The following is a 22,794-nucleotide window of genomic DNA, read 5'->3' as shown; positions in this document are numbered from 1 at the left end:
CGGTTTACACAGATGCTGATTACTGTTTTAGGTTCCGCAGCGGGCGGCGGCTTTCCCCAATGGAACTGCAACTGCCCGAACTGCGCGGGAGTGCGTAACGGCACAATGCAAACCTCGGCGCGTACGCAATCTTCCATTGCGATAAGCGATGATGGCAAAAACTGGGTGCTGTGCAATGCCTCGCCCGATATCAGCCAGCAATTACGCGCCACGCCGGCACTGAACAGGCCGGAACAGCTGCGCGGTACCGCCATTGGCGCGATTATCCTGACCGACAGCCAGATTGATCACAGCGCGGGGCTGCTAAGCCTGCGCGAAGGCTGCCCACACCAGGTGTGGTGCACGCCGGAAGTGCATGAGGATCTCAGCACCGGCTTTCCCGTCTTCCCGATGCTCAGCCACTGGAATGGCGGGCTGCAACATCATCCTGTTGAGCCGCTGGCGCGCTTCCAGGTGACGGTTTGCCCGCAACTGCACTTTACCGCTATCCCACTGCTGAGCAATGCACCACCCTACTCGCCCTACCGCGATCGCCCGCTCCCCGGGCACAACGTGGCGCTGTTTATTGAAGACAGCAACAGCGGGCAGAGCCTGCTTTACGCGCCGGGTCTCGGCGAACCGGATGAGACGATTATGCCGTGGTTGCAGCGCGCCGACTGCCTGCTGATCGACGGCACGCTGTGGCGTGATAACGAGCTGAGCGCCACCGGCGTGGGCGGTCATAGCGGTAAAGCGATGGGTCACCTGGCGTTAGCCGAAGAGCAGGGCCTCGCGGCGCTGCTCGCATCGCTGCCCGCCCGTCGCAAGATTTTAATTCATATTAACAATACCAACCCGATCCTGAATGAAGCCTCCCCTGAACGACAGAGCCTTGAGCAACAGGGGATTGAAGTGAGCTGGGACGGGATGGTTATCACGCTATAAGAGGTTTCATGAGCCAGGCAACACGGCTGACGCCCGAGGAGTTTGAGACCGCATTACGGGCGAAGGGTCAGTACTACCATATTCATCACCCTTATCACATCGCGATGCATAACGGTGAAGCCACGCGGGAACAGATCCAGGGCTGGGTCGCAAACCGTTTCTACTACCAGACCAGCATTCCGCTGAAAGATGCGGCGATCATGGCGAACTGCCCGCACCCGGAGGTGCGCCGCCAGTGGGTGCAACGCATTCTCGATCACGATGGTGATGCGGAAAACGAAGGCGGCATCGAAGCCTGGCTGCGTCTTGGCGAAGCGGTGGGGTTAACCCGCGAGAGCCTGCTCTCGGAAGAGCGGGTGTTGCCAGGCGTGCGTTTTGCGGTGGATGCTTACGTCAACTTTGCCCGCCGCGCCTGCTGGCAGGAGGCGGCATGCAGCTCGTTGACCGAACTCTTCGCGCCGCAGATCCACCAGTCGCGCCTCGACAGCTGGCCGCAGCACTACACGTGGATTGAACCGCAGGGGTATGACTACTTCCGCAGCCGCCTCGGCCAGGCACGACGCGATGTTGAGCACGGTTTGTCGCTGGCGCTGGCGTGGTGCGACACCGCTGAGAAGCAGCAGCGGATGCTCGACATTCTGCAGTTCAAGCTCGACATCCTCTGGAGCATGCTCGATGCGATGACGATGGCCTACAGCCTCGATCGCGCCCCCTATCACACCGTCACCGCAGATGCGGTATGGCACACACGGAGACTGGTGTAATGCAAATTCAGTCACATCACATTCCCGCTTTCCGCCGGGGTTACCGCCTGCAGTGGGAAGCCGCGCAGGATTGCCATGTGATCCTCTACCCGGAAGGGATGGCGAAGCTGAACGACAGCGCAACTGCGATCCTCTCAGAAGTCGATGGCATTAAAAGCGTGGGCGAGATTATCGCCACGCTGGAGGCGCGTTTTCCCGACGCCGAAGAGCTCGCCGCCGACGTGCTCGATTTCCTCGTTCAGGCCTGTGCGCAGAAGTGGGTGATTTTCCGTGAGTGAGGTCGCCAAAAGCGTCAATCCGCCGCTCTGGCTGCTGGCGGAGCTGACCTATCGCTGCCCGCTGCAGTGTCCCTACTGCTCCAACCCGCTCGACTTCTCGACCCAGGAGCAGGAGCTGACTACGGCACAGTGGATTGAGGTGTTTCGCCAGGCGCGGGCAATGGGCAGTGTACAGCTCGGTTTTTCCGGCGGCGAACCGCTGCTGCGCAAAGATTTGCCTGAACTGATTGCCGCCGCGCGCGGAATGGGGTTTTACACCAACCTCATCACCTCCGGCATTGGCCTGAATGAGAAGAAGCTGCACACCTTTGCCGATGCCGGGCTGGATCATATCCAGATCAGCTTCCAGGCCAGCGATCCGGCGCTAAATGCTGCGCTGGCGGGGAGTGAGAAAGCCTTTCACCAGAAGCTGGCGATGGCAAAAGCGGTCAAAGCGCTCGGTTACCCGATGGTGCTGAACTTCGTCCTGCACCGACACAATATCGACCAGATCGACCGGATTATCGCGCTGGCGTTACAGCTGGAGGCCGATGACGTAGAACTGGCGACCTGCCAGTTCTACGGCTGGGCGCAGCTTAACCGTGAAGGTTTACTGCCGAGCCGCGAGCAGATTGCCCGCGCTGAAGCGGTGGTCAGCGACTACCGGGCGAAGATGGCGGAAAGCGGCAATCTGACTAACTTACTTTTTGTCACCCCGGACTACTACGAAGAGCGCCCGAAGGGCTGCATGGGCGGCTGGGGAGCGATCTTCTTAAGCGTGACGCCGGAAGGCACCGCGCTGCCGTGCCACAGCGCGCGCCAGCTGCCGGTGAAATTCCCCTCGGTGCTGGAGCACTCGCTGGAGCACATCTGGTATGACTCCTTCGGCTTTAACCGCTATCGCGGCAATGCGTGGATGCCGGAGCCGTGCCGCTCCTGCCCGGAGAAGGAGCAGGACTTTGGCGGCTGCCGCTGCCAGGCCTATATGCTGACCGGCGACGCGGCGAATGCCGACCCGGTGTGCAGCAAATCGCCGCATCACGACACCATTCTTGCGGCGCGTGAAGAGGCCAACCATAGCCGCATCGGCGTACATGAACTGCGTTTTCGCAACCGCGTTAACTCGCAACTGATCGTCAAAGGCTAACTATGCAGACCCGACAGCTCCACCTCGACAATGGTTTGCACGTCACCCTGGTGCATCAACCCGGCGCGCGACAGGCGGCGGCGCTTTGGTGCGTCGGTGCCGGCAGCCTGCAGGAGCCGCAGGCCTGGCCGGGGCTGGCACATCTGCTGGAGCATATGCTATTTCGCGGCAGCCTCGGTTTTCCGCAGGCGCAGCGCTTAATCAGCTGGGTACCATCGCAGGGTGGACGGCTTAACGCCTCGACCCGGCTGTCGCAGACGGCCTACTTTTTTGAGGTGCCTGCGGACCTGCTGGAGCCGGGGCTATTACGCCTCACCGATATGCTGGTGACGCCGCAGCTTAATGAGAGCGAGATCCTTGCAGAAGCCTCGGTGATCGACGCAGAGTATCGCCTGTTACAGCACGATGCCGAAAAGCGCCGCGAAGCTGCTCTGCTAAAAATAGTGGATGGCGATGGTCAGCTGGCGCGTTTTCGCATCGGCAATCACGCAAGCTTTGGCAACGAGGCCGCCCCGCTTCAGCAGGCGCTTAAGGCTTTCCACCAGCAGCACTATCACGCCGGGAACCTGCGTCTCTTTATACAGGGGCCGCAGACGCTGGAGAATCTCGAAGCGCTGGCGCGCTGTAGCGCTGCACCGCCCCCCTCCGCGAGAGAAGCCGATGCGGTGATGCCGCTCACCCTCAAGCGGGGAGATTGCGCGCTGCATCAGCCGCGCGAAACCATGCTGGTGCTGAGCTTTACTCCTCCCGCTGCCACCAGCGGCGCGCTGCGTCTGCTGGAAACTCTGCTGCTGGACGAAACCGCGGGCGGGCTGATGGATATCTGGCGCCAGCGCAACCTGGTGACGGCCATTAACCTGCAGGCCGATTCTCTGAATGCCGAAACCCTCTGGCTGCGGCTCACCTTTACGCTGCGCGATGAGACGGTCAACGCCGCACAGGCTGAATCGCTCTTCTTCCGCTGGCTGGATGCCGTCAGCGCCCTGAGTGAGGCGCAATGCCGCGCGCTCTGTCGCTTTACGCAGCACGCTTTTATGCAGCTCGCGCCGCTTGAAGCGCTGCGCGCGCGGGCGATTGGCCTGTTGCCCCCCGATCCCGACGGCTGGCCTGCCTTGCTGGCAGCCCTTACTCCGGCAAACGCCAGCCGGTTATGGGCCTCGCCTGCGGTGAGCGGGGAAACCGTTGAGAGCCAGGGCTTTGCCCTGACGCTGGCCTCTTTTGCTCTGCAAACGGCGGATGATGAGCCGGTCTCATTTACCCCTTTCCCGACGCCTGCACCGCTGCATGCGCCTGCGCTCCCTTCAGCCTCCGCGCCCCTGGCATGGCAACCGGCAGAGGGCGACGCTTCGCTGCGGCTGCGACCTCAACCTGCCACGGCATTTAGTGATGAAACCGGCTGGTGGCTGGCATCGCGCCTGCGGCCGCTTAGCGCATGGGCCGCGCGCCAGGGCGGCGTGTTGACCGTGCAGCGTGAGCAGGGGATCTGGCAGCTTCACCTCTGCGGAGAGCCGCTGTTGATGCAGTCCCTGCTGGCGGAAATGACCCAGATTTTACAACGCGACGATGCTAACGCCAGCGTACAGGCGCGCCTTGCGCTGGCGCAGGAGACCGCCCGTGAGATGCAGGGCAGCGCCGTGCGCCGCTTGCTGGCGCAGCTGCCGCGCGAACTGACAAACTCTGTCGCCCGCCCCGATCAACAAGCGTGGCAAGCTCAACTGACGGGCGGCGATGAGAGGCTGTATGAGGCGCTTTCCCGGCTGTTAAGCGACTTTATCTTCCCCGTAGCAGCTGAAACCGACGCGCCGCCGCTTATCGCGACCGGGAGACACTTCATGCTGGAGACGCAGGAGGAGGATAACGCCCTGCTGCTGTTCCTGCCGCTTGAAGAAGAGATTGAGAAGATGCAGGCGCTTATCCAGCGCTACCAACCGCTCTTCTTCCATCAGATGCGGGTGGAGCGCAGCCTCGGTTACGTCGCCCAGTGCCAGTGGTACTACTGCGCGGATCGGCAAGGTGTATTAGTGGTGATGCAGTCGCCTACCCACTCCCCGGATGCGCTACGCGAAGAGGCGCAAGGATTCTTTGTGCAGCAGGCCAGCGCAGCACCCGGCCCGCAAGCCGCGTGGCTGGCGCAGCAGATGCCGAATGCCTGGCGCGGTACAAGCGGGAAAGCGGAGTAAACAGGAACCGTTTAGTGGAACGCGTTAAAACTCGCTGTCGTTAATGGCGATAGGCTTCGCATGGCCTGCGTCAATCGCGAAGGCAACGTTAAAGCGACGCGTATTAAACGCCGTGGTCTGCGCTTTGGCTTTCGAGGAGAGCACAAATGTCGTAATGAATTCCCCGCTGTCAGGGAATTTATAGAGGCCAGGTGGAATACACATTTCGCCCTCTTTTACCGTCAACCGCGGCGCTTGTTGATACCAGCGCTCTTTGTACGGAGTTGTGCGCGGCGCGATTGAAATAAAAGCGGGCTGATAATCTTCAGCCTCTTTAATGGTGAAACAGACCTGAGCGTTTTTTACCATCACCGGGGCGGTTTCTGCGGGCTTATAGCGCTGATCGACGCGGTCGCCCATTGGGCAGCCGCTAAGTAACGGTAAGCATAATAAGGGGAGAAAGGCGTAGTAGTTTTTCATTTTTTATAACCCTGTGGGAAATTTTCTTAATGCAACTTTATAGAGGCTCTTTAATTCTTCTTCATACTGCACAACATTTTTCAGCGTTACTACTCCTGCGGTTTTTAATTCAATCCACTTCCGCAGCCCATGCGTTTCAAGTATGAAATGGTCAGCGACAATTTGAGCCTGCTGCTCAAGAGGATATTGCGCTAATTTGCGTCCATCTAATCTGTAGCCATAGTCTGCGCGCCAGCTGTAAAGTCCGCGTAAGAAGACTTGCATCCCCCGTTCCCGCTGCCACACATGCATCATTTCGTGGATAAAAAGATGTTGTAGATCAGCCTCCTTTGTCGAAAAATCATCCCGATACCATTCGCGAAAATAGATTTCACCATTGGGTGACATTACATAATTATCAAACTGCAAGCCGAAAGGTAAATAGCTGTCATGGTGTATCCAGACAGTATGATAACGAATAGCGTTACCGAAAACCGATCTGGCCAACCGAAGCTCTCCTAAGGTCAATAATCTAAGGGATCCCTCTTTTTTGCTCATATATAACTCCATGTATTAATTATTTTCTCCCTGCGAGCGAATATTACGCCACGCCGGAATGCATTCCAGCAGGCATATTTATTCAGGGATTTATTTAGAATCAAGCCCCAAAAATTGAGACCAAAAAAGAAAGAGTCTAAACATTCACGGAGTAACTATTTGGTAGAAGTGATGTGCAAGCGGCTTACGTTGAGATTCCGCCCTCCTATATCCGCACCGTTTTTAATTCATCGATCAGCCACTGCACGGCGGGCTGATAGTCATAGAGACGGTGCGAGAGCAGCAGTAAATCGTAGGAGGGCGCGCCTTCCGGCAGCCTCATGATGCGCAGCGGCAACATCGTTGCCAGCTCCTGGGCGATACGAAACGGAACGCACATTAAATACCCCGATGCCACGGCCACACGGCCGCCGACGGCGTAGCTTTGCACTACCGTTGCCAGCGGGCGGTAGAGGTGCTGCGATAAGAGCCAGTTGTCGATATGATCCGCGCCAGAGCTGACGGCGGGCAGGTGGATCTGCGCCTCACTGACCAGATGGCGCATCGTCAACTGCTCCGGCAGATCGCTGCGCTCAAGCGAGGCGATGGCGACGAAGTGATCGGAGATAAGCCGGTGCTTATTAAAGTAGTGCGGTATGTGCTGCACATTTTCGACGCCGATAAACGCATCCAGCTGCCCGTTCTCCACACGTTCAACCTTGATCGTTTCCGAAAGGATATCTACCGAAAGCCGTACATTCGGCGCAATGGTTTTAAAGCGCGCGGTCAGCACCGGCATAAACATAAATTCGAAGTAGTCGACCGCACCGATATAGAAGGTGTGCGCATCACGCGCCGGATCGAAGTGGCTTGGCCCGCGCGTGGCGGTATCGAGCTTGCTCAGCGCGCTCTCAATCACCGGGATCATCCGCGCGGCATAAGGCGTCGGTTCCATGCCGCTATGGGTACGAATAAACATCTCATCTTTAAGCTGTTCACGCAGACGGTTCAGCGCGTGGCTAAAGGCCGACTGGGATAAATTCGCCTTCTGCGCCGCGCGGGTGACGTTTTTCTCTTTCGCCAGAATCGGGATAAGGCGTAGCAAATTCAGATCGACCACTATTATGCATCCTGTTCATGTTTTTATGATAACAATACATTTTATTCATAACGCAGATCGTTGCTATAGTTTGCGCCACAATAAGTGCTGAAATTTTGCACTAACCGAACCGAGACCTACGGGAGATGTTTATGAGAAATGTAACTGTCGCCGCCACCCAAATGGCATGCACCTGGGATCTGGAGAAAAACGTACAGAATGCTGAGCGTCTGGTACGTGAAGCCCACCGCCAGGGCGCGCAGGTGATCCTGATTCAGGAGCTGTTTGCCGCACCTTACTTCTGCATCGATCAGAGCCCGGAGCACTATGCGCTGGCGCAGGAAGTGGACAACAGCCCGCTGATCAAACATTTCTCTGCCCTGGCAAAAGAGCTGGAAGTGGTGCTGCCGCTGAGCCTGTTCGAAAAGAGCAACAACGCCTACTACAACTCGCTGGTGATGATTGATGCCGACGGCAGCGTGCTCGACACCTACCGTAAAACGCACATTCCGAACGGCCCGGCGTACCAGGAAAAACAGTTCTTCATCCCGGGCGACACCGGCTTCAAAGTCTGGAACACCCGCTATGCGAAAATCGGCGTCGGCATCTGCTGGGATCAGTGGTTCCCGGAAACGGCTCGCTGCCTGGCTCTGCAGGGCGCGGAGCTGATTTTCTACCCGACCGCTATCGGTTCAGAACCGGCGTATCCGGATATCGACAGCCAGCCGCACTGGACCCGCGTCCAGCAGGGTCACGCTGCCGCGAACGTTGTACCGGTTATCGCTTCTAACCGTATCGGCACCGAAGCCAGCAAATATATTGAAGGCCTGGAGATGACCTTCTACGGCTCCTCTTTCATTGCCGATCAGACCGGTGCGCTGGTTGAGCAGGCAAACAAAACCAGCGAAGCCGTGCTGGTCCACACGTTCGATCTTGATGCAATTGCCGCCCAGCGCGCCTCCTGGGGCCTGTTCCGCGACCGTCGCCCGAACATGTACACCGCGCTGGCAACATCTGATGGCAGCGTGAGGAGCAAGTAATGTCACAGCTGACCATGCCGGTGAAAGACGGATTCAGCATGCCCGCCGAGTGGGCGCCACATCAGGCAGTGTGGATGATTTGGCCCTACCGTACGGATAACTGGCGTGCTGACGCCGCGCCCGCGCAGCAGGCTTTCTCTGCGGTGGCAAAAGCGATCTCCCGCACCACGCCGGTCATTATGGGCGTGCCGGCAGCGGAAATGGCGAAAGCGCGGGCAGTGATGCCCACCGACGTCACGCTGGTAGAGATGGAGAGTGACGACGCCTGGATGCGTGATACCGGCCCCACGGTCGTGACCAACGCCGCGGGCGAAAAACGCGGCATTAGCTGGACGTTCAACGCATGGGGCGGCCTTAATGGCGGTCTCTACGCCAGCTGGGATCGCGATCAGTTAGTGGCAGAGCAGGTAGCAAACTATCACCAGATGCCGTGCTACCACACGGACCTGGTGCTGGAAGGCGGCTCGATTCATGTTGATGGCGAAGGCACTCTGCTGACCACCGCAGAGTGTCTGCTCAATGCCAACCGCAACCCGAACCTGAGCAAAGCGCAGATCGAACAGCAGTTGCGCGACTATCTTGGCGTATCGCAGATTATCTGGCTGCCGGATGGCGTGTTTAACGATGAGACCGATGGTCATATCGATAACATGTGCTGCTTTGTGCGCCCGGGCGAAGTGGCCCTGCACTGGACCGATGATGAAAACGATCCGCAATACGCCCGCTCAATGGCAGCGCTTGAAGTGCTGCAAAGCGTGGAAGACGCGCAGGGTCGTCGCCTGAAAGTGTGGAAAGTGCCCTCTCCGCAGCCGCTTTATGCCCGCGCGGAAGAGACGTGCGATGTCGAGAAAGGCACGGCGATTGAGCGTCATGAAGGCAACCGCCTGGCGGGCTCCTACGTTAACTATCTGGTCAGCAATCAGCAGATCATTTTCCCGCTGCTGGACCCGGCGACCGATGGCGCAGCGCAGGCGCTGTTTAGTGAGATGTTCCCGGATTTCATTATCACCGGTGTGCCGGCTCGCGAGATCCTGCTCGGCGGCGGTAACATCCACTGCATCACGCAGCAAATCCCCCGTTAATTCCCCTCCCGGCGGCCTCTGTCGCCGGGATTCTCCACTCTTTCTTTCGCGCCGTATGGCGGGTAAGGCAACCTTGCTCTAACGTAATAAGAGCGTATTCTGATTTCTTTCCCCAGCGATAAAATGAACGACCCTGTTCTGCGGTGGTCAACTGCGTAATATCGGGTTTATTCACAAATCGTTGCAAAACGAATGCTCCGAAATTTACCGCTACTTAAAGCACAGGAATAAGTTATTTATTCGTGCTTTATCAGCCAGTTGTGGATTTTTAGCTGCTGTAAGGCCGATTTTAAAACGTGATCAACCGCACACTTTGATCACCAGAGATCGAAGCGAATGACTAAGCTTTATAGATAGCCGGGCAACACCCGTAGTTTTTTACGACGACATCCGGAGGCCAACATCACTATGTTCAACCAGAAACTACAAAGCGCAGAATTAATGGAATGGGTATTCGAAGACGAAACCTACGACACCGATCCGTGCGAGTTAAAACTGGATGAAATGATCGAGGCGGAACCGGAACCGGAGATGATTGAGGGGATGCCCGCATCTGATGCGCTCACGCCTGCCGATCGTTATCTGGAACTGTTTGAGCATGTGCAATCATCGCGCATCTTCGCCGACAGCAAAACCTTCCCGGACTGTGCGCCGAAGATGGATCCGCTCGATATCCTGATTCGCTATCGCAAAATTAAACGTAAACCGGAATTCAACTTACGCCAGTTCGTGAAGGCGCACTTCTGGATGCCGGAAAACTACGCCAAAGAGTATGTCTCCAACCCGGAAAACTCGCTGAAAGAGCATATCGACCAGCTGTGGCCGATACTGACTCGTGAACCACGAGACCATATTCCGTGGTCCTCCCTGTTGGCGCTGCCGCAATCCTATATTGTGCCCGGCGGGCGTTTCCGTGAGACCTACTACTGGGACTCCTATTTCACCATGCTGGGGCTGGCAGAGAGCGGGCGCGACGACCTGCTGCGCTGCATGGCCGATAACTTCGCGTGGATGATTGAACGTTACGGGCATATCCCTAACGGTAACCGCACCTACTACTTAAGCCGTTCCCAGCCGCCCGTGTTTGCGCTGATGGTCGAACTGTTTGAGGAGGATGGCGTGCGCGGGGCGCGACGCTACCTCGACCATCTGTTGATGGAGTATGACTTCTGGATGGATGGCGCAGAGTCGCTGGTGCTGAACCAGGCTTACCGCCACGTGGTGCGTATGCCGGACGGCTCGCTGCTTAACCGTTACTGGGATGACCGCGATACGCCGCGTGATGAATCCTGGATTGAAGATGTGGAGACCGCGCGTCACTCCGGTCGTCCGCCGAATGAGGTTTATCGCGATCTGCGCGCTGGTGCGGCCTCCGGCTGGGACTACTCCTCCCGCTGGCTGCGCGATGCGCACCGTCTGGCAAGCATCCGCACCACGCAGTTCATCCCGATCGACCTGAACGCGTTTATGTTTAAGCTCGAGAGCGCGATCGCCAATATCTCCGGGCTAAAAGGCGACCGGGAGCGTGAAGCGCTGTTCCGCCAGAAAGCGAGCGATCGCCGTGCGGCCATCAATCGCTATCTGTGGGATGACGAGAGCGGCTGCTTCCGCGACTACGACTGGCGACGTGAAGAGATGGCGCTCTTCTCTGCCGCGAGCATTGTGCCGCTCTATGTCGGCATGGCGACTCACGAACAGGCCGAACGGCTGGCGGAAGCGGTCACCACTCGCCTGCTGACGCCGGGCGGCATTCTGACCACAGAGTATGAAACCGCCGAGCAGTGGGATAAACCCAACGGCTGGGCGCCGTTGCAGTGGATGGCGATCCAGGGCTTTAAGCTCTACGGTAATGATGAGCTGGGCGATCAGATTGCCCGCAGTTGGCTGAAGACGGTAAACCTCTTTTACCAGCAGCACCACAAGCTGATTGAGAAGTACCATATCGCCAGCAGCACGCCGCGCGAAGGTGGCGGCGGTGAGTATCCGTTGCAGGATGGTTTCGGCTGGACTAACGGCGTGGTACGCCGGCTGATTGGCCTCTACGGCGAGCCAAAAATGGACGAGCCGGACGAAAAGCCGCAAGAGCAATAATGCTGCACATCCGTAGGCCGCCATCCGGCAAACCATGCCTGATGGCGGCTACGCCTTATCAGGCCTACAAAACCTCTCCCTGCGAACCTGTAGGCCGGATAAGCGCCAGCGCCATCCGGCATTCAACGCCTGATATCGGCTACGCCTTATCAGGCCTACAAAACCTCTCCCTGCGAACCTGTAGGCCGGATAAGCGCCAGCGCCATACGGCATTCAACGCCTGATGGCGGCTACGCCTTATCAGGCTTACAAAATCTCTCCCTGCGAGCCTGTAGGCCGGATAAGCGCCAGCGCTATCCGGCATTCAACGCCTGATGGCGGCTACGCCTTATCAGGCCTACGGGATTACGTAAACCTTCCGGCCTTTACTCAATCAATGGCGTTATAAATGGCGGTGTGCGTCTCTGCCCACTTGCGGTTCTCATCGCTCGGGCTGGCGTCATAACGCAGCTGCGCCTGCTCCATCTCATAACGCTGACGATCAACGACCGGTTTGGTGGTGCAAAAGGCCTGCAGGTAGTTTTTGGTGATGGCGGTGAGCGGCTTATTGTTCGCCACCATCTCATGGGTCAAGGTAGTAATAAAACGGCGGCACGGGCGCTTCTCATCCATCTGCAACCGATAGCGCAGCAGCAGATCGAGCACGTCGTTATGATCCGACATCACCGCCTGCTCGGTCCAGGAGAGTTTCCAGTTCATGCCGGTGCGCAGAAAGAGCGACACCACGCGCGTATCGTTGCGGTTAATCGCCGCGCGGAAGTTGTTCTCATCCCGCGCCAGCCCCATTGAGCTGAGCTCCTCTTTCGCCGACGGCTTCTCACGCTCCTCAGTAATGGGCACCGTGATGTTGGTCTGACGCGCCACCGGCGCGGAGACGCCGCCCATAAAGAGCCAGAACGCGCCAATCACAATCACTAAAGCCACGACGCCCACCGCGCCCCACAGCACGCCAGAGACCATCTGTTCGCGCTCTTCACGGCTGCGCACCTGCCGGGTTGCGGGTTTATCAATACTGTCGCGAATCGGTTGCGTATCGCCGCCCGCGGCGCGATCTTTTTTGCGCGCCTGCTCCCAGTAGGACTCCAGCTCGCCCGCCGCCTCTTTCAGTAACCCGGCGGGGTTGATTTTGCCACGCCCCTCATCGTAGGCGCGCTGTACCGGCCCGGCGATCTGCGGATAGTAGCCCTCAAGCATCGCTAACTGGTTAGAACTCAACGCATTGCCGGCAATGACGCTGGCGCGGATTTCACGCACGTCGTCTAACAGGGTTTGCAGGGTTTTGCGCGGTTCAACAAACAGGCTCAGACCGGGCGCATCATTAAACAGGCTGGCGTAGCGCTGGCCGTACTCTTTTTTATCCACCAGGAGCAGCGCCAGCTCGCTAAAACGCATGCCGCTTAAGACATCATTCCGGTCGCCGAGGCGCAGCCAGCGTCGCACACGATCGGCACCAAACTGCGTTTTCAGATGATTGCGCAGGCGCTCCGCATCGGGCCATGCCTGCATCACCAGCCCTTTCAACATCATTTCCATCGCACGCAGGTGTTGCAGCCCGCTCTGTTGCGAAAGCGGATCGTTAGGGCCAAGCGCGGTGCTGTAGGTCAGCAATTTATTTTTTTTACGCAGGTTCTCCAGCGCGGCGATAAAGCGCAGCGCGGCAATAAGCTGGTTGTCCGTAACGCTCTGCCCATTCTCATAGCGTGGCACCAGCTGCTGCAGGTGACGAAGCTGCAACGTGAACTGCGTTAACTCCGCATCGTTGAGCTTGAGCCTCTTCGCCACCGCCCCCCAACCCCCCAGGCTGAGGCGCGCAACATCGAGCTGTTCCAGAAACCAGCGCGGATCTTTTCCTTCATCAAAATGCACATTAAGCAGCAGCAAAATTTCGACAGAAGCCTGGCGAATAATAGCGATGCATTTTTCAAACTGTTCACCTGTATTAACAGGGGCAGGAGTTGTCATTATTTTCCCTTAAGTACAACTTAAGACATATTGCGCTGACCCGGTCAGCGGGTAATTTTTTCTTTAGTTATTAGTCGCTAAAAGATAGCTCAGCGGTGGAAGATTATCAGTGATACCTGTTTCAGAATAATAAAAACAGCCCCAAATATTCACGATATTTATTTTTTACCTGCAGCCGATTTTTTTATAGCGCCGGGAAAACAGATAAATCGCCTGTACAGTTGCCCGCTCTCTGCCAGGCTTAACATTGTGTACTGGTAACAATCAGGAGAAGTTATGAAAAAAATCGTGCTTTCCGCCTGCTTAGCAGCTCTTTTCTCGATCTCAGCATTTGCAGATGAGGCACCCGGCCTGAAAGCGGATAAAGCCCCGCCGCCGCCACATAAAATGGATGACGGTTACCGGGGCATTGAAGATGCACGCAGCATGAACGTGAAACAGGCGAAGAGCCTGCATGACGGCGCTTCCGTCTCGCTGCGCGGCAATCTGCTGAAGAAAGAGGGGAACGATCTCTATCAGTTCCGCGATAAAACGGGCCATATCCAGGTGCAAATTCCGATGGCGGTGTTTGAAGGTAAATCCTTCTCACCGGACGATCTGGTGGGCATCAGCGGCTCGCTGGATAAAAAGCAGAAGCCTGAGCGCGTTAAAGTCACGCACTTCCAGGTGGAGTAAGTGGGCGCCCGGTAGCCTTCACGCTGCCGGGCGTTATGCGCATTACAGGAACATCCCGCCAGAGACCTCCACCCGCTGCGCCGTCATCCACGCCAGCTTGTCGCTAAGAAGCACGGCAATCGCATCGCCAATATCATCCGGCTGCCCAACCCGCCCGAGCGCCGTTTGCGAGGCGATATAGTGGTGGACCTGCTCGTTGTCCCGCACTACACCGCCGCTGAAATCGGTCGCAATCGCGCCCGGTGCGATGATATTGACCGCAATCCCCCGCTCGCCCAGCTCTTTCGCCTGGTAGCGTGTCAGCACTTCCATTGCCCCTTTCACCGCCGCATAGCTGGCGCGCCCCGGCTGGCAAAAACGCGTTAACCCCGTGGAAACATTCAGAATGCGCCCGCCGTTTTTTATCAGCGGCAGCAGTTTCTGCGTCAGGAAGAACGGGCCTTTAAAGTGGATATTGACCATCTCGTCAAACTGCTCTTCACGCGTCTCGGCAAAGGCGGCCTGAATGCCGGTTCCGGCATTGTTCACTAAATAGTCAACGCTATCGCGCTGCCATACTGCTTGCAGCCGCTCCTGCACTTGAGCGACAAAGGTATCAAACTGGCTGATATCGCCGACATTCAGCGCTAATGCCGCCGCCTTCCCCCCTTTTTGCTCAATTTCTTCCACGACTTTTTGCGCTTCAGCGTGGTTGGTATTGTAAGTCAGGATGATGCCTATTCCGTTCGCCGCCAGCTTCAGCACCGCGTTTTTACCCAGCCCGCGGCTGCCACCCGTTACGATTGCGATAGGTTGTGTCATGTAAACCTCGTCTTTGTTGATAATGTACACAACAAAAAGCTTATTGGCTGCACGCGGAACAATAAAGGTGCTAAATTGCGCTTTACTGTTTCATCAATAACAACAATAGTGCACAGTGATGGATAAAATTTACGCAATGCAGCTTTTTGTCCGCGTCGCGGAGCTCTCCAGCTTCTCTAACGCGGCGGAGTCAATGGGGTTACCGAAAGGGAGTGTCTCACGGCAGATTCAGGCGCTGGAAACCGCGCTGGGTACGCAGCTGTTGCACCGCACCACGCGCCGCGTACAGCTGACGCAGGATGGCATGGTCTATTACGAGCGGGCGAAAGATCTGTTGGCAAATATTGAGGAGCTGGACGGGATGTTCCTGCACGATCCCTCAACCATCAGCGGGCGTTTGCGGGTCGATATGCCGGTCGGGGTGGCAAAAAACCTCGTTATTCCACGGCTGCCCGATTTTTTGCAGCACTACCCCGGCATTGAGCTGGAGCTAAGCAGCAGCGATCGGCTGGTGGATGTGATCCGTGAAGGGTTTGACTGTGTGGTGCGCGTCGGCACCCTGAAGGATTCAGGCCTGATTGCCCGCCAGCTTGGCAGGCTGTCGATGATCAACTGCGCCAGTCCCGATTATCTGGCGCGTTTTGGCTACCCGGAGTCGCTGGAGGATCTCGCCTCCCACGCGCTGGTGCACTACGCCGTCAACCTCGGTGCGCGACCGCAGGGTTTTGAGGTGTGGCAGGATAAGCAGACGCACTGGGTGAAAACCGGCGGTATCCTCACCGTCAACAGCACCGAAACATATCACGCCGCCTGCGTGGCGGGGCTGGGCATTATTCAGGTGCCGCGCGTCGGCGCGCGCGAGGCGTTACGCAGCGGCAAGCTGGTGGAGATTTTGCCGCAATATCGCGCCGAACCGATGCCGGTTTCGCTAATCTATCCGCACCGACGCAACCTTTCGCGACGCGTACACCTATTTATGGAGTGGCTCTCAACCGTGATGAAGGATTATGTCGACCAGTAGCGACTATAATTCTGCATACCACACATTCAGGAGAAGGAAATAAACCTGATGAAAAAGGAAGATGTTGAAAAACGCCCCACGCAAGACCTTGATTATGAGCCTGTCAGGAAGATGGCAGAAACTCCGGAAAAGCCGGAAAAAGAGACCTCTGATAAAGATAGCGGGGCGATTGCCGCCGTGACCGATACGGCCAAAAAGATCCAGCGTAAACCGGCGGTTGCGCATCTGATCCGCGCCGCAGAGCGCTTTAACGATCGCATGGGCAACCAGTTTGGCGCAGCGATAACCTACTTCTCCTTTCTGTCGATGATCCCCATCATGATGGTCTCGTTTGCCACCGCCGGGTTTATCCTCGCGTCGCATCCGACCCTGTTACAGGACATCTTTAATAAGATCCTGCAAAGCGTCAGCGATCCGACCATGGCCTCGACGTTGAAAAACACGCTCCATATCGCCGTGGAGCAGCGCACGACCGTCGGGATTGTCGGCTTCGCTATCGCGCTCTACTCCGGCGTGAACTGGATGGGCAACCTGCGGGAAGCGATCCGCGCCCAGTCGCGCGATGTCTGGGAGCGTAACGCGCAGGATGAAGAGAAGATTTGGGTAAAGTACTTCCGCGACTTTATCTCGCTGATTGGCCTGCTGGTGGCGCTGGTCATCACTCTCTCCATCACTTCGGTGGCCGGGGCGGCGCAGGAGCTGATCATCTCCACGCTGCACCTGGATTACATCGACTGGCTGAAGCCGGCCTGGGGGCTGATTGGCCTGATGATTTCAGTGCTCGCCAACTACCTGCTCTTTTTCTGGATCTTCTGGCGGCTGCCGCGCCATCGCCCGCGTAAGCGCGCGCTGCTCCGCGGAACATTTATCGCCGCGATTGGCTTTGAAGTGATCAAAATCATCATGACCTGGACACTGCCGTCGCTGGTGAAATCTCCTTCCGGCGCGGCATTTGGTTCCGTGCTGGGTTTGATGGCGTTCTTCTACTTCTTCGCCCGCCTGACGCTTTTCTGTGCGGCGTGGATCGCCACCGCCGAGTATAAAGATGACCCGCTGATGCCCGACAGACGCCGTCGTCGCACCGCTAAATAAGCTATCGGGCTGATAGTTAGAATGAAAATATCAGCCCGATCCATAATTCCAGCATGAAAATCCAGTCCGTAACTTTTATTTAACCGAAAACCAGTTTTATCCACTAACTTCTAAAATGTGTGAAGCATTTCATAGATGTGAAATCGTAAGTCTGAAAATTATTCGCTTTTTGCTGCTTTTTTGCGCGTCTGCCGGTTTTGTTACAGATTGAAATAACGCTTTTGCTGTGGCTAATATGCTCGTTCGTTCGCCTAAAAATAAGAAAACATTATGCAAGCTACAGCCACAACCTTTGACAACGAGCAGGAAAACCCGCCGGTAAACTCGCGCAAAAAAGTCGTCGTCGCCTCGCTGATTGGCACCGCCATTGAGTTCTTCGATTTCTATATTTACGCCACCGCCGCGGTTATCGTTTTCCCGCATATCTTCTTTCCTCAGGGCGACACCACCGCAGCCACGCTGCAATCACTGGCAACGTTCGCAATCGCCTTTATCGCCCGTCCTATCGGCTCTGCCGTTTTCGGCCACTTCGGCGATCGCGTCGGGCGCAAAGTCACTCTCGTCGCGTCGCTGCTGACAATGGGTATCTCTACCGTCGCCATCGGCCTGCTGCCGGGTTATGAAACCATTGGCGTGCTGGCACCGCTGCTGCTGGCGCTGGCCCGTTTTGGACAGGGGCTGGGGCTGGGCGGCGAATGGGGCGGCGCAGCGCTGCTGGCCACTGAGAACGCGCCGCCACGCAAACGCGCACTCTATGGCTCCTTCCCGCAGTTAGGCGCGCCCATCGGTTTCTTCTTCGCGAACGGCACCTTTCTGCTGCTCTCCTGGCTGCTGACCGATGAGCAGTTTATGCAGTGGGGCTGGCGCGTGCCGTTTATCTTCTCCGCCGTGCTGGTGCTGATTGGTCTCTATGTTCGCGTTTCGCTGCATGAAACGCCGGTCTTCGCCAAAGTGGCAGCGGCGAAGAAGCAGGTAAAAATCCCGCTCGGCACGCTGCTGACAAAACATGTGCGCGTAACGGTGCTCGGCACCTTTATCATGCTGGCGACCTATACGCTGTTCTATATCATGACCGTTTATTCGATGACCTTCAGCACCTCGCCGCAGGGCTTAGGCATGCCGCGCAATGAAGTGTTGTGGATGCTGATGATGGCGGTGATTGGTTTTGGCGTGATGGTGCCGGTTGCCGGTCTGCTGGCAGATGCGTATGGGCGTCGCAAGAGCATGATTGTCATCACCACGCTTATCATTCTCTTCGCGCTGTTCGTCTTCCCGCCGCTGCTGGGTTCCGGTAGCCCGGTGCTGGTGATGACCTACCTGCTGATTGGCCTGAGCCTGATGGGGCTGACTTTTGGCCCGATGGGTGCGCTGCTGCCGGAGCTGTTCCCGACGGAAGTGCGCTATACCGGCGCCTCATTCTCCTATAACGTCTCGTCGATCCTTGGCGCCTCGGTGGCCCCTTACATCGCCACCTGGTTGCAGGCGAACTATGGCCTGATGTATGTCGGCTGCTATCTGGCGGCAATGGCAGCGTTAACCCTTATCGCCCTGCTGCTGACCCACGAAACAAAGCACCAATCCCTCTGATGATTTCCCCTCTCTGTCTCCAGAGAGGGGTTTTTCGTTTAGCGTTTCATCTGTGACAAAATCGCCTGGCACTGGTTCTCTTCGCCTTCTGACGGGGAGATAAGCGCCAGCAGCGCGGCGGCTGGCGTCACCAGCGTCGCCAGCGCCGCCGCCACTGCGCCACGGGCAATCAGTGGGCCCGGTTTCACACCGGCCTGCGGGTTCTTAAAGCTGCCGCGCACATAGAGCGGTGAACGCAGCGTCACAATGCGTACCCCTTTACTCTCCGGATTGATAGTCAGATCGAGCTGTTCAGAAGCCATGCTGGCGGTGCCGGTGATGTTAATCAGCGCGTTTTCCGTATCGAAGGCGAAGATCTGCGGCCGGGCAACGCCATTCACCAGATCGAGATTAGCCGCCGCACAGTTGACCCGCACTTCATCATCGCCAAACAGTTGGCCGACCACATAGTTCCCGACGTTAAGGCCAACGATCTCCATCAGGTTGCGGCTTATCAGCCCGTCGTTCATCAGCAGCTTCAGGTTGCCGTTGCTGGTGCCGAGCAGGGCGGCAACCGAGTTACCGACACCGCGGAATTCAGCATCGCCATTCATCTCACCGAGGGTTTTCTGCATCAGCTCAACGTCGGGCATCAGCTGTTTCAGCTTCAGCTTACGCGCCTGGATACTGGCGCTTCCCTGCATCGGCTTCTTATCCCCTTGCAGGTGAATATTGGATGAGATAATCCCGCCCGCGAGGCCAAACTTCAGCGGTTGCAGGCGCAGATCGGCATTCTTCAGCAGGATATGGGTAGTGAGATCGCTAATCGGTAGAGAAGAGCCGTGCTCAATGCGGCGCCCTTTAAAGCGCACATCAGCATCCATTACGTCCCACTTATCCGTTTCAAACCGGTCGTAAGGCAGCACTTTGTCAGCGGGCTGTACCGATTTCTCGCCCTTTTTCTGCTCCGATTTTTTCGACTGCTCGGCCCCTTTGCCGGAATCAACGCCAATCAGCGGCCCAAGATCCGCCAGACGCAGCTGGCGTGACTCGACGTCGCCTTCCAGTTTCGGGCGCGGTTTGCCGTTGGTATAGGTCAGCGTGCCGTGAATATCACTCTCGCCGATATGACCGTTAAAGTTGCGATAGTCATACACTGCGCCTTTGTCACCATTGAGTTTCGCCACCAGCCGACCATCCGTTTCAAACGGCGGCGTATCGGGCAGCAGCACGCCGGTCAGCTCGTAGAGATCGCCCAGCGAATCGCCGCCAAATTTCAGTTTCAGATCGACGCCGCCCATATTCATCGGATCCTTCACCGTGCCGACAAACGCCACGCGGGTGTTACCGGAGCGGAAATCCGCCTGCACCGGGAACGGCGTTGTTTCGCTGCGCAGTGACAGCATGCCGCCGATTTTGCCCTCACCGCTCAGCGGCTGGCCGTTGTAGCGCCCTTTCGCCTTCAGACCGAAGACATAATCGCCCGCTTTGTTGCTGTCATCCTTTTTACCGGTCACTTCGCTAAATGGCAGCGGTTTACCCAGCGGATCGACCTGAATGGTCATATCAGCGCGGCTGACCGCGTCATCAATGGCAATTCGCCCTTTATCAAACAGGATGTTATCGAGGCGGAATGACCAGGAGGAGGGTTTAGCGTTGGGATCGGCATTCTCATCTGCCGCGAGGGTAAAGGTCCAGTTGTTGAGCTTTTCCGAGCGGCGGATCAGCCGCGCATCGGGCTGTTGCAGCTTGATCCACGGCAGGTAAACGGTTTTGGTAAACAGCGCTAACGGCGAGAGTGTCGCGTCTACACGCGGCAGATGCACCATCGTGATCTCATCGATCCCTGGCGGGTTGCCGAGAATAATATCTTCGGCGTGAATATGCGGCCACGGGATCCAGCTGCGCCAGCCCGCTTCCTCTTTTTGCCGTGCCCAGCTGACGCCCAGATCCCCGCGGATAGCGAAGGGGCGATTCAGCTCAGTGGAGACTTTTTCATTGATGGTGGGTTTAAGCCGGTTCCAGTCAAATGTCGCAATGATGACGATGGCGACCACAATCACTAGCAGCAGCGTCGAAATAACCGCCGTCACTATTTTGCTCGTTCTTGTCATTGTTATGCCTTTTCCTTTAAAGCCTTACCTCTCATAAAGATAGTAGACCAGGCGGAAAGGGCAGCGGTTAAAGATCGAGTATCACGTTCTCAAGATTGGCTAAAGGAACCGGGCGCGAGAGGAAATAGCCCTGGGCGGCAAAGGCGGGCGAGTTTTGCACATCGCGCCACTCCTCCAGCGTTTCGACGCCTTCGACAATCACGCCCTGACAGTAGTGGTTCATCAGTTGCAGCAGCAGGGTGAAGAGATTCTGCCCTTCCGGCGTTTTGCGCAGCATCATGAAGAGTTCCCGCGCGATTTTGATGTAGTCGTAACGCACTTCACTCAGCGCGGAGAAGTTGGCCATGCCGGTACCAAAATCATCCAGCCACAGCGGGCCAATCTCGCAGATGGAAGCAAATGACGAGTCTTGGGGTAAGCGGATATGCTCCACCAGTTCGAAGCGGATCCACGGTAGCGAATCCACCAGCGCCATAATTTCGCCATATTGCCGCATCGCCAGCAGCGTGGGGCCATCGACATTCACCGATGCCAGCACGCCATGCTGCGCAAAGAAGGCCTTCTGCTTCGCCAGCAGGGCAAGCTGTTCATGCACCACATCAATACGCTGGCGCACCGACACTTCTGAGAAGTAGCGATCGGGCGCGATGCGTTTTTCCGGCTGCGAGGGGTGAGTTACGACGGTCAGTACTTCAATCGCCATCAGACGACCATCGGTTTTATAGATGGGCTGATAAGTGTACGCGCGCTCGCACTGCAGCCAGTAACGGTGCTCATGCAAGCTTTCGACATTCGTAAAAGGAATGTCTGGCGGCGTGTTGACCTGCTGTAACGTCATTTCTGCTGTCCTGTCGATGGGGATGACCTGGAAGAACTCGTCAACAGGTTATCGGCGCTTGTTCAGATAACTTTACGTCGCGTCGCCATGCAAAAAGGAAAAAGCGTAGCGTGCTAACTGCAGGGAGTTGGTGTTAGCTCAAAAAAATAGTGGAACGTTGTTTTAATATAGTTGACCACAAAACAGCCCCATCGCACACTAGCGATAATTTATCTGATTCAGGTTACGACTATGTCCAGGAAAATTGCCGTCATCGGCGAATGCATGATTGAGCTGTCACAAAAAGGCGCAGAAGTTAACCGTGGCTTTGGTGGCGACACGCTGAACACCTCTGTTTATATCGCCCGTCAGGTCAATCCCTCGGCGCTGGCAGTGCATTACGTTACCGCGCTTGGTACCGACAACTTCAGCCAGCAGATGCTCGACGCCTGGCAGCAGGAAGCGGTTGATACCAGCCTGACGCAGCGGATGGAGAACCGGCTGCCGGGTCTCTACTACATCGAAACCGACAGCAGCGGCGAGCGCACCTTCTACTACTGGCGTAACGAAGCGGCGGCGAAATTCTGGCTGGAGAGCGAGCAGTCGGCCGCGATTTGCGAACAGCTGGCGACCTTTGATTACCTCTACCTGAGCGGCATTAGCCTGGCGATTTTAAGCCCCGGCAGCCGGGCGAAGCTGCTGTCGCTGCTGAAAGCGTGCCGCGCCAACGGCGGCAAAGTGATTTTTGATAATAACTACCGCCCGCGCCTGTGGGCGAGCAAAGAGGAGACCCGCGAGGTCTATCAGCAGATGCTCGCCTGCACCGATATCGCCTTCCTGACGCTGGATGATGAAGATCTGCTCTGGGGCGAACAGCCGGTGGAAACGGTGATTGAGCGCACCCAGCAAGCGGGCGTCAGTGAAGTGGTGATCAAGCGCGGCGCGGACTCCTGCCTGGTGGCGATCACCGGCGAAACGGTGATTGAGGTTCCGGCGGTGAAGCTGCCGAAAGAGAAAGTGATCGATACAACAGCTGCGGGCGACTCCTTCAGCGCCGGCTACCTTGCCGTACGGCTGACCGGCGGCGACGCTGCAAAAGCAGCGAAACGCGGCCATCTCACCGCCAGCACCGTTATTCAGTATCGCGGCGCAATTATTCCGCGCGACGCGATGCCGGCGTAACAGCT

20 protein-coding genes are annotated in these 22,794 nt (G+C 57.1%); 13 read left to right on the top strand and 7 right to left on the bottom strand.

The features are described from left to right. The first annotated feature begins 12 nt into the window (after positions 1 to 12). From pqqB to pqqF, 5 genes are read left to right on the top strand one after another with little or no spacing between them, the layout of a single operon-like run. Complete coding sequence (gene pqqB, locus PU683_RS02020) at positions 13 to 924, top strand: pyrroloquinoline quinone biosynthesis protein PqqB (RefSeq protein WP_277169870.1); 912 nt, start codon at positions 13 to 15, stop codon at positions 922 to 924. Positions 925 to 932: 8 nt separating this feature from the next. Beyond that, on the top strand, positions 933 to 1,688 hold the full coding sequence (gene pqqC / locus PU683_RS02015; RefSeq protein ID WP_277169869.1) for a pyrroloquinoline-quinone synthase PqqC: 756 nt from the start codon (positions 933 to 935) through the stop codon (positions 1,686 to 1,688). Continuing rightward, positions 1,688 to 1,966, top strand: a complete 279-nt coding sequence (gene pqqD / locus PU683_RS02010) for a pyrroloquinoline quinone biosynthesis peptide chaperone PqqD (RefSeq protein ID WP_431190920.1) — start codon at positions 1,688 to 1,690, stop codon at positions 1,964 to 1,966. The genes pqqC and pqqD overlap by 1 nt, the downstream gene beginning before the upstream one ends. Then, a complete protein-coding gene (gene pqqE, locus PU683_RS02005) occupies positions 1,959 to 3,092 on the top strand; it encodes a pyrroloquinoline quinone biosynthesis protein PqqE (protein WP_277169868.1) in 1,134 nt (377 codons plus the stop codon). The genes pqqD and pqqE overlap by 8 nt, the downstream gene beginning before the upstream one ends. 2 nt (positions 3,093 to 3,094) lie before the next feature. Continuing rightward, complete coding sequence (gene pqqF, locus PU683_RS02000) at positions 3,095 to 5,272, top strand: pyrroloquinoline quinone biosynthesis protein PqqF (protein ID WP_277169867.1); 2,178 nt, start codon at positions 3,095 to 3,097, stop codon at positions 5,270 to 5,272. Between the two features lie 24 nt (positions 5,273 to 5,296). Here pqqF and PU683_RS01995 read toward each other — a convergent pair whose 3' ends face one another. From PU683_RS01995 to PU683_RS01985, 3 genes are all read right to left on the bottom strand, one after another. After that, positions 5,297 to 5,731 (bottom strand): putative T6SS immunity periplasmic lipoprotein, encoded by a 435-nt coding sequence (locus tag PU683_RS01995; RefSeq protein ID WP_277169866.1) that lies wholly within the window; start codon positions 5,729 to 5,731, stop codon positions 5,297 to 5,299. A 3-nt stretch (positions 5,732 to 5,734) separates the two neighbouring features. Next, positions 5,735 to 6,268 carry a type VI secretion protein gene (locus PU683_RS01990; protein WP_277169865.1) on the bottom strand — a complete coding sequence of 178 codons (534 nt, stop codon included), beginning with the start codon at positions 6,266 to 6,268 and terminating at the stop codon, positions 5,735 to 5,737. Positions 6,269 to 6,473: 205 nt separating this feature from the next. Then, entirely contained in the window at positions 6,474 to 7,367 is an 894-nt protein-coding gene (locus PU683_RS01985) for a LysR family transcriptional regulator (protein WP_277169864.1), read from the bottom strand. 131 nt (positions 7,368 to 7,498) lie between these two features. On the opposite strand from PU683_RS01985, the gene aguB reads away from it, so the two are divergent. The 3 genes from aguB (at position 7,499) to PU683_RS01970 (ending at position 11,559) form a co-directional block, all read left to right on the top strand. Next, a complete protein-coding gene (aguB, locus tag PU683_RS01980; protein ID WP_023481996.1) occupies positions 7,499 to 8,386 on the top strand; it encodes an N-carbamoylputrescine amidase in 888 nt (295 codons plus the stop codon). Further along, positions 8,386 to 9,468 carry an agmatine deiminase gene (gene aguA, locus PU683_RS01975; protein WP_277169863.1) on the top strand — a complete coding sequence of 361 codons (1,083 nt, stop codon included), beginning with the start codon at positions 8,386 to 8,388 and terminating at the stop codon, positions 9,466 to 9,468. Before aguB ends, aguA begins: the two co-directional genes overlap by 1 nt. A 408-nt stretch (positions 9,469 to 9,876) precedes the next feature. Further along, positions 9,877 to 11,559, top strand: a complete 1,683-nt coding sequence (locus PU683_RS01970) for an alpha,alpha-trehalase (RefSeq protein WP_277169862.1) — start codon at positions 9,877 to 9,879, stop codon at positions 11,557 to 11,559. A gap of 369 nt (positions 11,560 to 11,928) precedes the next feature. On the opposite strand, the gene PU683_RS01965 is transcribed toward PU683_RS01970, so the two are convergent. Beyond that, positions 11,929 to 13,521 (bottom strand): STY4199 family HEPN domain-containing protein, encoded by a 1,593-nt coding sequence (locus tag PU683_RS01965; RefSeq protein ID WP_277169861.1) that lies wholly within the window; start codon positions 13,519 to 13,521, stop codon positions 11,929 to 11,931. A 276-nt stretch (positions 13,522 to 13,797) separates the two neighbouring features. Between PU683_RS01965 and PU683_RS01960 the strand changes: the two genes are divergently transcribed. Continuing rightward, on the top strand, positions 13,798 to 14,196 hold the full coding sequence (locus PU683_RS01960) for a YdeI family stress tolerance OB fold protein (RefSeq protein ID WP_277169860.1): 399 nt from the start codon (positions 13,798 to 13,800) through the stop codon (positions 14,194 to 14,196). Between the two features lie 42 nt (positions 14,197 to 14,238). On the opposite strand, the gene PU683_RS01955 is transcribed toward PU683_RS01960, so the two are convergent. Further along, the gene (locus PU683_RS01955) at positions 14,239 to 14,997 is read right to left on the bottom strand and encodes an SDR family NAD(P)-dependent oxidoreductase (RefSeq protein WP_277169859.1); all 759 of its coding nucleotides are present in this window, start codon (positions 14,995 to 14,997) and stop codon (positions 14,239 to 14,241) included. A gap of 118 nt (positions 14,998 to 15,115) precedes the next feature. On the opposite strand from PU683_RS01955, the gene PU683_RS01950 reads away from it, so the two are divergent. The 3 genes from PU683_RS01950 (at position 15,116) to PU683_RS01940 (ending at position 18,697) form a co-directional block, all read left to right on the top strand. Beyond that, a complete protein-coding gene (locus PU683_RS01950) occupies positions 15,116 to 16,018 on the top strand; it encodes a LysR family transcriptional regulator (protein WP_277169858.1) in 903 nt (300 codons plus the stop codon). Positions 16,019 to 16,066: 48 nt separating this feature from the next. Next, complete coding sequence (yhjD, locus tag PU683_RS01945) at positions 16,067 to 17,110, top strand: inner membrane protein YhjD (RefSeq protein ID WP_277169857.1); 1,044 nt, start codon at positions 16,067 to 16,069, stop codon at positions 17,108 to 17,110. 270 nt (positions 17,111 to 17,380) lie between these two features. Beyond that, positions 17,381 to 18,697, top strand: a complete 1,317-nt coding sequence (locus PU683_RS01940; RefSeq protein ID WP_277169856.1) for an MFS transporter — start codon at positions 17,381 to 17,383, stop codon at positions 18,695 to 18,697. Between the two features lie 38 nt (positions 18,698 to 18,735). Here the strand turns inward: PU683_RS01940 and PU683_RS01935 are convergent, their stop codons facing one another. Then, positions 18,736 to 20,790 carry an AsmA family protein gene (locus PU683_RS01935; RefSeq protein WP_277169855.1) on the bottom strand — a complete coding sequence of 685 codons (2,055 nt, stop codon included), beginning with the start codon at positions 20,788 to 20,790 and terminating at the stop codon, positions 18,736 to 18,738. Positions 20,791 to 20,857: 67 nt separating this feature from the next. Continuing rightward, positions 20,858 to 21,628 (bottom strand): cyclic-guanylate-specific phosphodiesterase, encoded by a 771-nt coding sequence (gene pdeH, locus PU683_RS01930; RefSeq protein WP_277169854.1) that lies wholly within the window; start codon positions 21,626 to 21,628, stop codon positions 20,858 to 20,860. A gap of 231 nt (positions 21,629 to 21,859) precedes the next feature. Between pdeH and kdgK the strand changes: the two genes are divergently transcribed. Next, a complete protein-coding gene (gene kdgK, locus PU683_RS01925) occupies positions 21,860 to 22,789 on the top strand; it encodes a 2-dehydro-3-deoxygluconokinase (protein ID WP_277169853.1) in 930 nt (309 codons plus the stop codon). Positions 22,790 to 22,794 lie beyond the last annotated feature (5 nt).

It is taken from the genome of Candidatus Kosakonia sp. 282A-S69, from assembly GCF_029433855.1.
Taxonomy (GTDB): Bacteria; Pseudomonadota; Gammaproteobacteria; order Enterobacterales; family Enterobacteriaceae; genus Kosakonia; species Kosakonia cowanii_A.
The sequence above is the reverse complement of the archived record's forward strand: the minus strand, read 5'-3'. Positions and strand labels throughout refer to the sequence as shown.

What these genes read in the sequence shown, in the direction of transcription:
- pqqB (WP_277169870.1), top strand. Translation starts at nt 13, where the DNA reads ATGCTGATTACTGTTTTAGGTTCCGCAGCGGGCGGCGGCTTTCCCCAA.
- pqqC (WP_277169869.1), top strand. Translation starts at nt 933, where the DNA reads ATGAGCCAGGCAACACGGCTGACGCCCGAGGAGTTTGAGACCGCATTA.
- pqqD (WP_431190920.1), top strand. Translation starts at nt 1,688, where the DNA reads ATGCAAATTCAGTCACATCACATTCCCGCTTTCCGCCGGGGTTACCGC.
- pqqF (WP_277169867.1), top strand. Translation starts at nt 3,095, where the DNA reads ATGCAGACCCGACAGCTCCACCTCGACAATGGTTTGCACGTCACCCTG.
- PU683_RS01995 (WP_277169866.1), bottom strand. Translation starts at nt 5,731, where the DNA reads ATGAAAAACTACTACGCCTTTCTCCCCTTATTATGCTTACCGTTACTT.
- PU683_RS01990 (WP_277169865.1), bottom strand. Translation starts at nt 6,268, where the DNA reads ATGAGCAAAAAAGAGGGATCCCTTAGATTATTGACCTTAGGAGAGCTT.
- aguB (WP_023481996.1), top strand. Translation starts at nt 7,499, where the DNA reads ATGAGAAATGTAACTGTCGCCGCCACCCAAATGGCATGCACCTGGGAT.
- aguA (WP_277169863.1), top strand. Translation starts at nt 8,386, where the DNA reads ATGTCACAGCTGACCATGCCGGTGAAAGACGGATTCAGCATGCCCGCC.
- PU683_RS01970 (WP_277169862.1), top strand. Translation starts at nt 9,877, where the DNA reads ATGTTCAACCAGAAACTACAAAGCGCAGAATTAATGGAATGGGTATTC.
- PU683_RS01965 (WP_277169861.1), bottom strand. Translation starts at nt 13,521, where the DNA reads ATGACAACTCCTGCCCCTGTTAATACAGGTGAACAGTTTGAAAAATGC.
- PU683_RS01960 (WP_277169860.1), top strand. Translation starts at nt 13,798, where the DNA reads ATGAAAAAAATCGTGCTTTCCGCCTGCTTAGCAGCTCTTTTCTCGATC.
- PU683_RS01955 (WP_277169859.1), bottom strand. Translation starts at nt 14,997, where the DNA reads ATGACACAACCTATCGCAATCGTAACGGGTGGCAGCCGCGGGCTGGGT.
- PU683_RS01950 (WP_277169858.1), top strand. Translation starts at nt 15,116, where the DNA reads ATGGATAAAATTTACGCAATGCAGCTTTTTGTCCGCGTCGCGGAGCTC.
- yhjD (WP_277169857.1), top strand. Translation starts at nt 16,067, where the DNA reads ATGAAAAAGGAAGATGTTGAAAAACGCCCCACGCAAGACCTTGATTAT.
- PU683_RS01940 (WP_277169856.1), top strand. Translation starts at nt 17,381, where the DNA reads ATGCAAGCTACAGCCACAACCTTTGACAACGAGCAGGAAAACCCGCCG.
- PU683_RS01935 (WP_277169855.1), bottom strand. Translation starts at nt 20,790, where the DNA reads ATGACAAGAACGAGCAAAATAGTGACGGCGGTTATTTCGACGCTGCTG.
- pdeH (WP_277169854.1), bottom strand. Translation starts at nt 21,628, where the DNA reads ATGACGTTACAGCAGGTCAACACGCCGCCAGACATTCCTTTTACGAAT.
- kdgK (WP_277169853.1), top strand. Translation starts at nt 21,860, where the DNA reads ATGTCCAGGAAAATTGCCGTCATCGGCGAATGCATGATTGAGCTGTCA.